This window comes from Neobacillus sp. C211 (assembly GCF_051842875.1).
Taxonomy (GTDB): domain Bacteria; phylum Bacillota; class Bacilli; order Bacillales; family Cytobacillaceae; genus Neobacillus.
This window is the reverse complement of sequence record NZ_JBPXRO010000016.1, coordinates 108,295-122,850: the sequence shown is the minus strand read 5'-3', so window position 1 is coordinate 122,850 and position 14,556 is coordinate 108,295. Positions and strand designations below refer to the sequence as shown.

Genomic DNA, 14,556 nt, shown 5'->3' with positions numbered 1-14,556 from the left:
GAGAGAAACGAATGAGTGATGCGTACCGACAAGCTGGAGTCAATATCGATGCGGGAAATGAAGCCGTTGAACGAATGAAAAAACATGTAAAAAAAACCTTCCGTCCAGAGGTTTTAACGGGATTAGGAGGGTTTGGGGCTCTATTTAAACCAGATTTAACGAAGATGGAAGAACCTGTTTTTGTTTCTGGTACGGATGGAGTAGGGACCAAATTGAAAATTGCTTTTGCAATGAACAAGCATGATACGATTGGAATCGATGCGGTTGCCATGTGTGTGAATGACGTCATCGTCCAAGGGGCCGAGCCGCTTTTTTTTCTAGATTATTTAGCCTGTGGTAAGATCATCCCGGAAAAAATTGAAGCCATAGTTAAAGGGATTGCAGATGGTTGTGTGCAGGCAGGGTGTTCACTAATTGGCGGGGAAACTGCCGAGATGCCGGGAATGTATCAGGACGAGGAATATGATATTGCAGGCTTTACCGTTGGTATGGTAGATCAAAAACATGTCATTGATGGTTCGCAAGTAAAAGAAGGTCAAGTTCTAATTGGTTTAGCTTCAAGTGGAGTACATAGCAATGGTTTTTCACTTGTCCGAAAAGTTCTATTGGAGGATGCTAAGTTCTCGTTAGGTGACTATGTGGATGAATTGGGGGCTGAACTGGGAAGCGTATTGCTTGAACCAACCAAAATTTATGTAAAATCCATCCTTTCAACTGTAAGAAAATATACTGTCTATGGTCTCGTTCATGTAACGGGAGGAGGTTTTTATGATAATATTCCACGAATTCTTCCAAAAGGCTTTCAAGCTGAAATTAAGGAGGGATCTTGGAAGGTCCCAGGAATTTTTTCCTTTATCCAAAAATCAGGCGAAATTTCAGATTATGATATGTTCCGAACCTTTAATATGGGAATCGGAATGATATTAGTCGTAGATTCTGTAGATACCACGGCTATTATCGAGCACCTGCAAACGTTGGGTGAGGATGCCTACGTAATTGGTACAGTGCAAAAAGGTACTGAAGACGTCATATTCAAGAAGGAGTAAGTATGAAGATTGCAGTTTTTGCTTCTGGTACGGGTTCTAATTTTTCAGCAATTCTAGAATCCATTAATTCGAAAAAAATCAATAACGTTGAAGTGGTTTTACTGGTCAGTGACCGACCTGAAGCCCTTGCAGTTCAGAAAGCAAGGGATGAACGGATCCCGGTGTTTACTTTTTTGGCTAAAGATTATTCAAACAAACAAGCTTATGAATTAGGGATCCTTGACGAGTTAACACAAAGGAAGGTTGATTTTATCGTATTGGCTGGCTATATGAGACTGCTTGGGAATGTATTACTCCAGGCTTACGATCGGAAAATAATTAACGTCCACCCGTCTTTATTACCAGCATTCGCAGGAAAGGATGCCATTGGTCAAGCGCTCGATTATGGGGTAAAGGTGACAGGGGTCACGGTCCATTATGTCGACGAAGGAATGGATACAGGTCCTATAATTGCTCAACAAGCAGTGACTATCGATTCAGACGAGACAAAAGAAACCTTAATAATAAAAATTCAGGAACAAGAGCACAGATTATTACCAGAAGTGATTCAAAGACTGGCGAACAGGGAGGCAGCAAGATGAGACGGGCTAGATGCATTGGATTTATTGAAGGAAAAGAAAAACCTGGAGGTCCTACGAAATGAAGGTGTTAGTCATAGGGGGAGGAGGCCGTGAGCATGCGATTGTTTGGAAACTGTCTCAAAGTCCTAAAGTTACTCAAATTTATTGTGCTCCGGGCAATCCTGGGATTGCAGAGTTAGCAACATGTGTTTCAATCGCGGTTTCAGATATAGAGAAAATAGCCGCGTTTGCTAAAAAGGAACAAATCGATCTTACTTTTGTAGGACCAGAAGAGCCTCTCTCATTGGGGATAGTTAATTATTTTAAAGAACATGGATTAGCGGTATATGGCCCTTCGAAGGAAGCGGCATTGATCGAGGGAAGTAAGGCGTTCGCTAAAGAATTAATGATGAAGTATGAGATTCCGACAGCTAATTACGCTTCTTTTACTAACTATGAGGAAGCACTTGCGTATGTCCGTAGCGAAGGGGCACCAATCGTAATAAAAGCAGATGGCTTAGCAGCAGGAAAAGGTGTGGTTGTTGCAAAAACACTGATAGAAGCTGAGGAAGCACTTCAAAGTATGATGAAAGAAGTTTTCTTTGGCTCTGCGGGGGCGAGGGTGGTTATTGAGGAATTTTTGGAAGGAGAAGAATTGACCCTGCTCGCTTTTGTGAATGGAACTACTGTAAAGCCCATGGTTCCCGCTCAAGATCATAAGCCAGTATTTGACGGCGACAAAGGACCTAACACTGGTGGAATGGGAACTTATGCGCCGTTACCACATATTGATCCATCTATAGTTGTGCGGATTATTGATGAAATAGTCGGGCCAACTGCAAAAGCTATGGCAGAGGAAGACTGCCCATATGAGGGAATTCTCTATACCGGTTTGATGCTGACAAAATCAGGTCCAAAGGTCATTGAATATAATGCACGCTTTGGTGATCCGGAAACACAGGTTGTTCTTCCACTGCTAGAAACAGATTTACTTGATATTTTGCTGGCAAGCCTTACCGGAGAATTAGAAAATGTAGAGGTAAAATGGAAAGACAAGTCCGCAGTTTGTGTCATTATGTCTTCAGCTGGCTATCCTGGCCCATACGAAAAGGGCCAGGTAATAAAAGGATTGGATCATGTAACTGAACCGGCTATTGTATTCCATGCCGGTACCACTTTAAAGGATGGCGAAATGCTAACAAATGGAGGCCGTGTACTGGGAATCACTGCCATTGGCGACCATTTGAAGGAAGCCAGAGAGTTGGCTTACCAATCCGTAGAAAAAGTATCTTTTAATGGTGCTCATTACCGAACAGATATAGGATCTAAAGGAGTTCGTTGACTATTAATAACGTGTCATAAGCGACCCTTATGAAGGACAAATCTCTTGTTCCTTAAGCGGCTTTTGTCTTTTATACCGCTAATGAAGGACAAATTTCTTGTTCCTTAAGCGGCTTTTGTCTTTCATACCGCTAATGAAGGACAAATCTCTTGTTCCTTAAGCGGCTTGTGTCTTTCATACCGCTAATGAAGGACAAATTTCTTGTTCCTGCAGCGGTTTTTGTCCTTCATACCGCTAATGAAGGACAAATCTCTTATTCCTCTCCAGCTACATTTGTCTTTCATACCGTTTATGAACGATAAATCTCTAGTTCCTGTGACCACAGAAAAAAGGAAATGTCTATAATGTCCACCCCGTATGGACAAATGAGCTTAAGTGTCTTTTAATGGTGCCTGACACCGCACCGTGAGACCACACCGAAAATCCCATCTATTGGAACTGCTCTAATACGCGGAAAAAATCAATCGCGAATTGGTAAAAGAGATTTTCGGAGGGTGCTAGGTCCCTAAATTTTGGTGTGATTAGGCCAACTGTTCTTTTGACTTGAGGAGAATCAATCGGTATTTTTACTGTAAACCGTGGAATGGAGTCATGAACGGTGCTTTCTGGTAAGAGGCATACCCCGATGCCTGCTGAAACTAGTCCCTTTAATGCATCTAAATCCTCTCCCTCTGAGGTGATATTTGGTACAAATCCTGCTTCTTTGCATGCCTCGACTGCAATTTTTTGGAGAATATACCCTTTTGGGAATGAAACAAAGGAATCGTTTCGTAACTCACCTAGATCTAATCTCTTTCGGTCGGCAAGTGAATGGTTTGCAGGAAGCAAAGCAGAAATGTTTTCGGTAAATAAAATCTTTGCTTCAATATCAGGATCTTTGGTTGGGACGGGGCCAATAAACGCTAGATCAATTTCTCCATTTTTAACGGCATCAATTAAGTATTGATAGGAGCCCTGACGTAAATGGAAAACAACGTTTGGTTGTTTTGTTCTAAAAGCAGAGATAACCGTTGGAAGCCAATAGCTGGCTAAACTTGTTGGATATCCAATTTTAATGGTGCCGGATTGAGGATCTAAATACTCATCAATCTTTTCTTTTGCCTCATCAATAAATTTTACCGCCTTTTTTATATGAATTAAAAAGGTCATTCCAATCTGGGTTAACTTAATATTCCTTCCGGTTCGTTCAAATAGACGAACACCGAGTTCATCTTCAAGCTTGGCAATCTGAAAACTTACTGCCGATTGTGCTACATTCAGATTTTCAGCCGCTTCTGTTACATGTTCGCGTTCAGCGACCTCCATAAAATACCGTAATTGACGCAATTCCACGCTAATTCCCTCCGTTCATATTAAAATCAGATTGATTTAATCTTAATTATATATTGTTTATATGTATGTTTAAACATAAAATTACTTCATACTGATTTATCGGAAAATTAAGAACGGGGGAGATAATAATGACATTTCATCAATTACCAAAGGCACAAGGTCTCTACCGCCCTGAATATGAACATGATGCATGTGGAATTGGATTATATGCCCACATTAAAGGGCATGCATCTCATGAGATTGTAAAAAAAGGACTAAGCATGCTTTGTAAACTAGACCACCGCGGGGGACAGGGAAGTGATCCATTTACAGGAGATGGCGCCGGGCTCATGGTCCAGATTCCAGATAGCTTTTTTCGCAAAGCCCTCCAGAACGTCCTATTACCTGACAAAGGTCGCTACGGGGTAGGGATGCTTTTTTTCTCAAATAATGATTCTGAAAGAGAAAAAATAGAATCGTATATCAATAAATTGGTTGAACAAGAAGGTCAGACGGTTCTCGGATGGAGGACTGTGCCTGTCAACACAGAAACAATCGGAGAAACAGCCAAGAAAAGCCGCCCGTTTATCCGCCAAGTTTTTATCGGAGCAAACGAGGGACTATTGGATGATTTATCTTTTGAGCGTAAATTATACATCATTAGAAAACAATCAGAACAATGGGCTAAGGCATCGGATTTACGGTTTTATTTTGCCAGCCTCTCAAGCAGAACAATTGTATACAAAGGGTTATTGACACCTGAACAGGTAGACAGGTTTTACCTAGATTTACAGGATGAGAGTTTTGTATCGGCTTTTGCTTTAGTGCATTCCCGCTTTAGTACAAATACGTTCCCTAGCTGGGAAAGAGCTCATCCAAACCGGTACCTGATCCATAATGGGGAAATTAATACACTTCGCGGTAATGTCCATTGGATGAAGGCGCGTGAAAAGCAATTTGTGTCGGAAGCATTTGGTGAGGACCTGCAAAAGGTGCTCCCACTCTTAGATACAGATGGAAGTGACTCTTCGATTTTGGATAACGCACTTGAATTCTTGGTGTTAGCTGGCCGGAAACCTGCTCACGCTGCGATGATGCTGATACCTGAACCATGGTCAGAAAACCCGCATATGTCAAAGGAAAAGAGAGCTTTTTACGAATATCATAGCTGTCTGATGGAACCTTGGGATGGTCCAACAGCTATTTCCTTTACGGATGGAAAACAAATTGGGGCAATATTAGATCGGAACGGTCTTCGTCCGGCTCGTTATTACGTTACTGATGATGATTATATTATTTTTTCATCAGAGGTTGGCGTCATCGATGTCGAACCCGAGAAAGTAATATATAAAGAACGTTTAAGCCCAGGCAAAATGCTTTTGATTGATTTAGAAGAAGGCCGAATTATTTCGGATGAAGAAGTAAAATCCGAAATGGCTGAAGCACTTCCTTATCAACAATGGTTAGATAAGCAACTAGTTCGATTAAATGACGATGGACCAAACGAAGAAGAGGTTCTATCGGATTTACTTGTTCGCCAGAAATCATTTGGCTACACGTACGAAGATATTTCAAAATATCTAGTTCCTGTTGTGAGCGAAGGGAAAGATCCTATTGGAGCAATGGGAAATGATATGCCATTAGCGGTTTTATCTGACCGTGCTCAATCCTTGTTTAACTACTTCAAGCAACTATTTGCCCAAGTAACCAATCCGCCAATTGATTCACTTCGTGAAGAGATTGTCACATCGACGATGACATTATTAGGGGCGGAAGGAAATATATTGAATCCTTCAGAATTAAACTGCCGCCGAATTCAGCTGGATACACCGGTAATTACCAATAGTCAACTGGAAAAGATAAAATCATTGGATTCAGTTGGTTTTAAGAGTAAGGTAATTGACATTCTGTTCACTGAAGATATCGAAGGTAGTCTTATTAAGATTTGCCGAGAGGCGGATGCTGCCATCTCTGAAGGTGTAAGTATATTAATCTTATCTGATCGTAACATGAATCAAAAGGAAGCAGCGATTCCTTCATTATTGGCTGCAAGCGCCCTTCATCAGCATCTGATTCGTGAAGGCAGCAGAACGAAAGCAAGCATCATAATTGAATCTGGGGAAGTACGTGAAGTTCATCATTTGGCCGCTTTAATTGGCTATGGTGTTGATGCCATCAATCCGTACCTTGCGTTCGCAACCTATAAGCAGGCTATCTTAGATGGAAGCTTACCGTTCACATATGAGGAAGCAGTAAGCAAGTATGTAAAAGGAATGACTGAGGGCGTTGTAAAAGTCATGTCCAAAATGGGAATTTCAACCGTTCAAAGCTATCGCGGTGCGCAAATTTTTGAAGCAGTTGGAATTAGCGGAGATGTCATTGAACGTTACTTTACTGGTACAGTTTCTCAGCTCGGCGGTATCGGTTTAGATACGATTGCCGAAGAAGCAAAAATGCTTCATACAGTGGCTTACGCAGATTCGAAAGATCAAACTTTAGATTCAGGAAGTAATTTCCAGTGGAGAAAAACAGGGGAACATCACGCCTTTAACCCTGGAACGATTCATACCCTGCAATGGGCTTGCCGTAAAGGTGATTACGAATTATTTAAAAAGTATTCCAAGCTAGCTAATGAAGAGAGAATTGGATTCTTACGGAATTTGTTCTTATTTGATGAAACTAGAAAGTCTTTACCAATAGAGGAAGTAGAAACAGTCGATTCCATTGTTCGTCGTTTTAAAACAGGAGCAATGTCATTTGGATCCATTAGTAAGGAAGCCCATGAAACCTTGGCGATTGCGATGAATCGCTTAGGCGGAAAAAGCAACTCGGGTGAAGGCGGGGAAGATTCAAGCCGTTTTAGCTTGGATGAAAATGGCGATAATCGCCGAAGTGCTGTGAAGCAAATTGCTTCAGGCCGTTTCGGTGTGAAAAGTCACTATCTTGTCAATGCTGATGAGCTTCAAATTAAAATGGCGCAAGGGGCAAAGCCAGGTGAAGGCGGACAGCTGCCTGGGAATAAAGTTTACCCATGGGTGGCAGATGTTCGTGGTTCTACACCAGGAGTCGGGCTGATTTCACCGCCGCCGCACCATGATATCTACTCGATTGAAGACTTGGCACAGCTGATTCACGATTTGAAAAATGCTAATCGGGATGCCCGAATCAGCGTTAAGCTCGTATCCAAGGGCGGAGTAGGAACGATTGCGGCAGGAGTTGCGAAAGGTGCAGCTGATGTTATTGTAATCAGTGGTTATGACGGCGGAACAGGAGCATCACCAAAAACCAGTATCCAACATACGGGATTACCATGGGAGCTTGGACTTGCCGAAGCACACCAAACATTAATGCTTAATGGCTTGCGTGAACGTGTCGTCCTTGAGACAGATGGTAAATTAATGACTGGGAAAGATGTCGTAATGGCTGCCTTATTTGGGGCAGAAGAGTTTGGTTTTGCGACTGCACCGCTTGTCGTGCTTGGATGTGTCATGATGCGTGTATGTCACTTAGATACTTGCCCGGTTGGAATTGCTACACAAAATCCGGAGCTTCGTAAAAAGTTCACAGGAGAAGCTGATTACATCGTTAACTATATGCGTTTTGTTGCCCAAGAAGTACGTGAACTAATGGCTGAGCTTGGCTTTAGAACCGTTGACGAAATGGTGGGTCGTACAGATGTTCTGAAAATGAGTGACCGTGCAAAAGCACACTGGAAAGCAAAGGATCTAGATTTAACTCCATTGCTGCATCAACCTGAAGGAGTTCGTACGTTCAAGACTCCACAAAATCATAAAATTGAAGATTCACTTGATATTCAAAAAATCTTGCCGGCGGTTCAACAAGCATTAAAAGATCGAATTCCAGTGGATGCGAGCTTCCCGATTTCGAATGTGAATCGTGTCGTTGGAACAATCGTCGGTAGTGAAGTATCGAAGCGATACGGTGAAGAGGGGCTTCCTGAAAATACGATTACTCTAAGATTTACTGGGTCTGCAGGTCAAAGCTTCGGTGCCTTTGTTCCGAAAGGCGTGACATTAGAGATTTCGGGTGACGTAAACGATTTCCTTGGAAAAGGCTTATCGGGCGGAAAGTTGATTGTGAAAGCAGACGAATCTTCTAAACTATCGGCAGGCGAAAATGTAATCGCTGGGAATGTTGCCTTATATGGTGCGACAAGCGGCGAAGCGTATATTAATGGACGTTCAGGTGAACGTTTTGCAGTCCGTAATAGTGGTGTGAACGTTGTGGTCGAAGGAATTGGTGACCATGGCTGCGAATATATGACGGGCGGACGCGTTGTTATTTTAGGTGATGTTGGTAAAAACTTTGCTGCCGGGATGTCTGGCGGAATTGCGTACGTATTAGCTGACGATCAAGATGCCTTTAAGAAGTTATGTAACCAAGAGATGATTGAGATTGAATCTTTAACGAAAAACGATGCGAATGAACTTAGGCAAATGATTCAAAATCATTTCAATTATACGAACAGTGTAAAAGCAGGCTGTGTTCTAGAGAACTGGGAAAATCATGTGAGAAAATTTAACAAGGTCATTCCTAAGGACTATAAACGCATGTTGGACCAAATTCAGCAGCAAAAGGAAAAAGGCCTAACTGAAGAAGAAGCGATTATGAGTGCGTTTTTAGCCAATTCTTCCAAACAGAAAAATACACCTAAACAGCCAGAAGCTGTACTACGCTAAGAAAGGGGAGAGGAAGATGGGAAAAGCAACAGGATTTATGGAATACAATCGAGAAAAAGGAAAAGAACGAAATCCCCTTACGCGTTTAAGCGACTGGAAAGAGTATTCAGTTCCTTTCTCAGATGAAACATTAAGCAGACAAGGAGCACGGTGCATGGATTGTGCCACTCCTTTCTGCCATATAGGAATGGAAATTCAAGGAGCAACAACAGGCTGTCCGATTCATAATCTTATTCCAGAGTGGAATGATTTGGTTTATCGCGGCCGTTGGAAGGAAGCACTCGGCCGTTTGCTAAAAACGAATAATTTCCCTGAGTTCACAGGGCGAGTTTGTCCAGCTCCGTGTGAAGGTTCATGTACGTTGGCTATTACTGATCCAGCGGTAACGATTAAAAACATTGAGCAGGCAATTATCGATAAAGGTTTTGAAAGTGGCTGGATTACGCCTCGTATTCCAGTTTCACGGACCGGGAAGAAAGTAGCGATTATCGGTTCCGGCCCTGCAGGATTGGCCAGTGCAGATCAACTTAACCAAGCAGGTCACTCGGTAACGGTTTTTGAACGTTCAGACCGTCCAGGTGGATTACTTATGTACGGCATTCCAAATATGAAGCTTGATAAAGAAGTGGTAGAGCGCAGAATTAGCTTGTTACGTCAAGAAGGTATTGATTTTGTCACTAATACTGAGGTTGGAAAGGATATTACTGCCGAAGATTTGCAAGCACAATTCGATACTGTAATTCTTTGCACAGGCGCTCAGAAACAGCGTGACCTTGTAATTGAAGGCCGATCTGCGAAGGGAATCCATTTTGCGATGGAGTACCTGAGCAAATCGACAAAGAGTCTTTTGGATTCTAACTTTGAAGATGGCCAGTTTATTACTACTAAAGGCAAGGACGTCATTGTCATTGGCGGAGGCGACACCGGAGCTGACTGCGTGGCAACAGCCCTGCGCCAAAACTGCCGAAGTGTGGTTCAGTTTGGTAAACACCCTCAGTTACCTGAGACTCGTAATTCTGGAAATATGTGGCCAGCCTACCCTAATGTTTTTACTATGGACTATGCCTATAAAGAGGCAGAAGCAAAGTTTGGTGAAGATCCACGTCAGTATTCTATCCAAACCAAGAAAATTGTTGCGGATGAAAACGGCAACCTAAAAGAACTTCATACCATCCAAATGGAAAAATTGAGAGACGATGAAGGTCGGTTCTATTTTAAAGAAATACCAGGTACTGAAAAAGTATGGCCCGCTCAATTTGTGTTTATTGCGATTGGATTTGAGGGAACGGAGCAGCCGCTTTTAAGCCAATTTGGTGTAAAAGCTGCCAATCAAAAGATTGATGCAGCATACGGTGAGTACAGAACAAACGTAGAAGGTGTATTTGCTGCGGGAGATGCAAGAAGAGGGCAAAGCCTAATTGTCTGGGCTATCAACGAAGGCCGTCAGGTCGCACATGAAGTGGACCGTTATTTGATGGGAAAATCCTTATTACCTAAATAAATGTCGAGTTCGATCAAAGACCTGATTCATATCATTATTGAATCAGGTCTCTTTTTTATGAATTAAAGTATAAGTTCCTGCGGAATAGATGTTTATTAATTGACAATGTATATTATTTAAAAATAAAGGAGAAGTAGGAGATTTTTAAATTAATTAATCCAAAAAATAAAGAATGCACTTTAGAAAGAAAAAAACTAGCCTTTTTTAAGGTTAGTTTTGCTTTTCTAAAAAAATAATTATTTGGTTAATTGATTTCGATCCTCAATCTGTGGTGGCTCTTCCATCCAGCCATTTTTGATCAAAATCTTTCCCCCATCTTGAGCAAAAGTGAAAATATTTTTTGCATTTAAAGACATTTTAGCCGGCAAGTCACTCCGTAAACAAAATCCAGTGCCTAATGCATTACTTCCGAGCCCAAATGAAGCTAACAAATTGGTATTGTACATCATCAATTTGTCAGAAAATGGCGCAGTTTTTGACGTTGTTGCTTTTCCAGCATGAGTAGCTGGGGGCTCAATATAACTTTGGCGTAAGAATTCACCTAAATCTATTTCGATTTTTTTGGACAATTCCATTCCTTTGGTAAGATATTTTCGAACCTCTTTATCAGAAGCAACTTGAGCGAATCCAATCATTAATTGCATCCCTACAAGGTTAGTTTCAATTGCATGATGGATAAGAGAAACTTCAACAGTATTCAGGGATCTATTTTCACTAAACCAATTAAACCCATCCATATAATTTTTATCCTGTACAAAATTTACCTGTTTTGGCATTGATACAAAAGGTGGACGTACCAGTACCCCTTTTTCTAAAAGGAATTGAGTTGCTTGGCTGTTCATTGATTGTGATTCAGCTGTCATTCCGATAAATAAATCTTCAATATCCTTTCGATAGGACATGCCTGTGAATAGTGCATAAAGGCTCATTTCCACTTTAGTCATCAAATGTAAATACATAATATCGTACATAAAATCAAATAACTTTGGAACGCTTTTATATACATCGTTTTCTGTAAAACCAATTGGAATTACTGAGCCTTCTTGTTGAAAAATACTTTTAATCATCTCAATGTTTTTGGCGGCACCAGTATAATACGACTGTAACAGTTGTTTTCCTTCATGATCGGAGTGCTCGATAAAATGTTCCAATACTCTAAGCATCATGGTTTTTTCTTGATAAGCCATCCACAAATTTGCTAATTCTGATGATGTAATAGGTGCTTGGCTCGAAGTCGTCATGCTAAACCCCCCTAGTTTTATTATTATAATGTAACCATTAGGAAATTATTTTATGAAATGCTACAGTGTGCTTCTTCTAAATATTGAATAAAATTTATCCTGCATAAACTAAATTTTTTGATTTCAAAAAACTATTTTCGCGAATTTAATAGGTTATAGTGGAAATTATTAATATGGAGTTATTTTTTGTTGACTTTATAAACTGTAAATATTAAAATTACATTAATCTTCTTGAGGAGGAAGCATTAAAGTGAATAGTGATTTTACGATAGCCGTCCATAGTTTAGTCTATTTAGCTTATTTACCAGATCATATGGCTAGCAGTGAGTCAATCGCTACCAATGTTTGTACAAACGCCGCACGGATTCGGAAGATCATGAGCTGTTTGCGAAATCATGGATTTGTTAAGACAAAAGAAGGTATCGGCGGCGGCTATATTCTCGACTGTAACTCTCAAGAGGTATCATTGGCAGATATTTATCGTATAGTTTCACGCGGAAGCCTAAAACCAAACTGGTGCACAGGTGATCCGGAGCAAAAATGTGTGATATCGTCTAATACCCAGGTGGTTATGGATCAAATTTTCAATGATGCTGAATTGTATTTTGAAAAATATTTAGAGAATATAACCCTTAGTACTGTTTTAGAAAAAATTAAACATTGCACATGATTTAGTTTTTTCTTTTCTTTATACTGTATATTATTTTATTACAGTATGATGCGATAAAGATGATATACTTTTTTAAAAAACCAAACTGTAACTTTTTTTATAACATTTAAGGGGTGTAGATGACGATGGCCGATAACAATCGATTTGAAAATGGGGATTGGGTACATGGAAGGTCAAAAGATGGAGAACTGATTCAAGGGTATGTTGAAACCGTAGACTCTCACAAAGAAATGCTACAAATAAATGTGGTCGACAGTGACAATGAAAAAGCGATTGGAAAATCGATTTGGATCCTAAATAAACGAGCTGAAAAGCTGCCAGAGTTAACAGGTAGAAATGAAAGTGAGCTTTTAGCTTTAATAGATTTAGCTTTACTTTTTAAAGATGAGCAGTGGTTTATGGAATTATCGGCGAAATTAGCATCTAGTAAAAAAAATCAAGAAGTGCCTTTCAAGAAAACTGAATATCTAATCAGTGGAAACAGAATTAGGAATTTTGATGCAAAAAGGTAATTTTCATCTATTTGTCTGAGAGAACAACAATAAGTTTTTAAAAATATAAAAATTATATTGGAGGAAAAAATAATGGCTATTTCACACGTAACAGATCAAACTTTTGCTTCAGAAATGAAAGAGGGATTGGTGTTAGTAGATTTTTGGGCTCCGTGGTGCGGCCCTTGTAAAATGATTGCACCTGTGTTGGAGGAAATTGATGCTGAAATAGGTGATAAAGTTGGGATTATCAAACTGAATGTAGATGAGAACCCAGAAACAACACGAGCATTTGGCGTCATGAGCATTCCAACGTTGATTCTTTTCAAAGACGGTGTTGAAGTAGAAAAGGTTATCGGATTCCAACCAAAAGACGCTTTGACAGAATTAATTGTGAAGCACACTTAATATGGTAGGAATTTGCTTTGAACGAAACGGTAAACTATAGGATGAAGTTGTAGATTGGGCAAAGTAATTTCCAATTTAACATTAATGAACAAGGTGGAGGAGTAAAGCATGATGAATTTAAAATATGCACCATTATTTGAGTCATTTACGATAGGAAAGGGGATTCAATTAAAAAATCGCATGGTCATGGCACCCATGACCAATTTCTCATCAAATCCTGACGGGACCGTCTCAGATGCGGAGGTCAAGTATTATGAAAGACGATCCAATGGCGTCGGAATGGTCATTACAGCATGTACCTATGTGACAATGAATGGTAAAGGATTTCATGGTGAATTTGGTGGAGACCGAGATGAGATGATCCCAAGTTTGCGTCGTGTGGCATCAGCGATTAAAGAGAAGGGGGCAAAAGCGATTTTGCAAATCTTCCATGGCGGACGCCAGGTTCCACCTGAATTAGTAGATGGTGATGTGGTAAGTGCTAGTGCAGTTCCTTCAGAAGGTGCAGGAAAACCTGTACCCCGGGCATTGACTGAAACAGAGATCGAATCCATTATACACGATTTTGGAGAAACCACTCGACGAGCCATTGAAGCAGGTTATGATGGTGTTGAATTACATGGTGCTAATGGATACCTGATTCAGCAATTCTTTTCTCCTCATTCTAATCGTCGTGTAGACCGATGGGGTGGGACTCTTGAAAAACGTCTAACTTTTCCGTTAGCAGTAATTGATGAAGTAAAAAGAGTTGTTGCTGAATATGGGAAAGAGCCTTTCTTGGTTGGCTATCGTTTTTCCCCTGAGGAACCTGAAACACCTGGGATCACTATGGCTGACACACTCGCACTAATAGATACACTTGCAGAAAAAGACCTTGATTACCTTCATGTTTCATTGCAGGATTTCAGATCAACACCTAAACGGGGAGTTGAGGATACACGTTCACGTCTTGAAATCATTCAGGAGCGTGTAGGTGACCGAGTTCCAGTAATCGGTGTCGGTTCGATTTATACAGCTGATGATGCCTTAAAAGCATACGAAACAGGAGTCCCTTTAATTGCACTGGCACGCGAACTGATTATTGATCCTGAGTGGGTGCAGAAAGTGGAACAAGGTAGAGAATCTGAAATTGTCACCAAAATAAATAAGAATCATCAGCACGAACTGGAAGTACCAGATCCCCTTTGGCAGGCCATTATTCATTCTCCTGGATGGTTTCCGGGAGTAGAATAGAGCAGTTGATTACTTGCTAAACGAATAAAAGTAGCTTATCTAATTTGGATAAA

The 14,556-nt window shown here is 40.6% G+C and carries 11 protein-coding genes; 9 read left to right on the top strand and 2 right to left on the bottom strand.

The genetic code is table 11. The annotated features are described in order from the left end of the window. Positions 1–11 precede the first annotated feature (11 nt). The 3 genes from purM to purD are packed head-to-tail and all read left to right on the top strand — an operon-like array spanning position 12 to position 2,948. Positions 12–1,046, top strand: a complete 1,035-nt coding sequence (gene purM, locus ACSU6B_RS16545) for a phosphoribosylformylglycinamidine cyclo-ligase (RefSeq protein WP_410886844.1) — start codon at positions 12–14, stop codon at positions 1,044–1,046. A 2-nt stretch (positions 1,047–1,048) separates the two neighbouring features. Then, positions 1,049–1,627, top strand: coding sequence for a phosphoribosylglycinamide formyltransferase (gene purN, locus ACSU6B_RS16540; RefSeq protein WP_410886842.1), 579 nt, complete (start codon positions 1,049–1,051; stop codon positions 1,625–1,627). A gap of 58 nt (positions 1,628–1,685) precedes the next feature. Then, positions 1,686–2,948 carry a phosphoribosylamine--glycine ligase gene (purD, locus tag ACSU6B_RS16535; RefSeq protein WP_410886840.1) on the top strand — a complete coding sequence of 421 codons (1,263 nt, stop codon included), beginning with the start codon at positions 1,686–1,688 and terminating at the stop codon, positions 2,946–2,948. Positions 2,949–3,377: 429 nt separating this feature from the next. Here purD and ACSU6B_RS16530 read toward each other — a convergent pair whose 3' ends face one another. Beyond that, positions 3,378–4,280, bottom strand: a complete 903-nt coding sequence (locus ACSU6B_RS16530; RefSeq protein WP_215004502.1) for a LysR family transcriptional regulator — start codon at positions 4,278–4,280, stop codon at positions 3,378–3,380. A 128-nt stretch (positions 4,281–4,408) separates the two neighbouring features. On the opposite strand from ACSU6B_RS16530, the gene gltB reads away from it, so the two are divergent. Together gltB and gltD are read left to right on the top strand one after the other, a co-directional pair. After that, positions 4,409–8,959: a glutamate synthase large subunit gene (gltB, locus tag ACSU6B_RS16525; protein WP_410886838.1), complete on the top strand. Its 4,551-nt coding sequence runs from the start codon at positions 4,409–4,411 to the stop codon at positions 8,957–8,959. Positions 8,960–8,975: 16 nt separating this feature from the next. After that, positions 8,976–10,460, top strand: coding sequence for a glutamate synthase small subunit (gene gltD / locus ACSU6B_RS16520; protein WP_410886836.1), 1,485 nt, complete (start codon positions 8,976–8,978; stop codon positions 10,458–10,460). 236 nt (positions 10,461–10,696) lie between these two features. Here the strand turns inward: gltD and ACSU6B_RS16515 are convergent, their stop codons facing one another. Next, a complete protein-coding gene (locus ACSU6B_RS16515) occupies positions 10,697–11,701 on the bottom strand; it encodes a DUF3231 family protein (RefSeq protein WP_410886834.1) in 1,005 nt (334 codons plus the stop codon). 250 nt (positions 11,702–11,951) lie between these two features. On the opposite strand from ACSU6B_RS16515, the gene ACSU6B_RS16510 reads away from it, so the two are divergent. The 4 genes from ACSU6B_RS16510 to ACSU6B_RS16495 all read left to right on the top strand — a co-directional run bounded on the left by ACSU6B_RS16510 (position 11,952) and on the right by ACSU6B_RS16495 (position 14,503). Next, positions 11,952–12,371, top strand: a complete 420-nt coding sequence (locus ACSU6B_RS16510) for an RrF2 family transcriptional regulator (protein ID WP_215004494.1) — start codon at positions 11,952–11,954, stop codon at positions 12,369–12,371. A gap of 119 nt (positions 12,372–12,490) precedes the next feature. Beyond that, positions 12,491–12,883, top strand: coding sequence for an IDEAL domain-containing protein (locus ACSU6B_RS16505; RefSeq protein ID WP_410886832.1), 393 nt, complete (start codon positions 12,491–12,493; stop codon positions 12,881–12,883). Between the two features lie 72 nt (positions 12,884–12,955). After that, positions 12,956–13,270 carry a thioredoxin gene (gene trxA, locus ACSU6B_RS16500; RefSeq protein WP_410886830.1) on the top strand — a complete coding sequence of 105 codons (315 nt, stop codon included), beginning with the start codon at positions 12,956–12,958 and terminating at the stop codon, positions 13,268–13,270. A 108-nt stretch (positions 13,271–13,378) separates the two neighbouring features. Then, positions 13,379–14,503, top strand: coding sequence for an NADH-dependent flavin oxidoreductase (locus tag ACSU6B_RS16495; RefSeq protein WP_410886828.1), 1,125 nt, complete (start codon positions 13,379–13,381; stop codon positions 14,501–14,503). Positions 14,504–14,556: the final 53 nt, after the last annotated feature.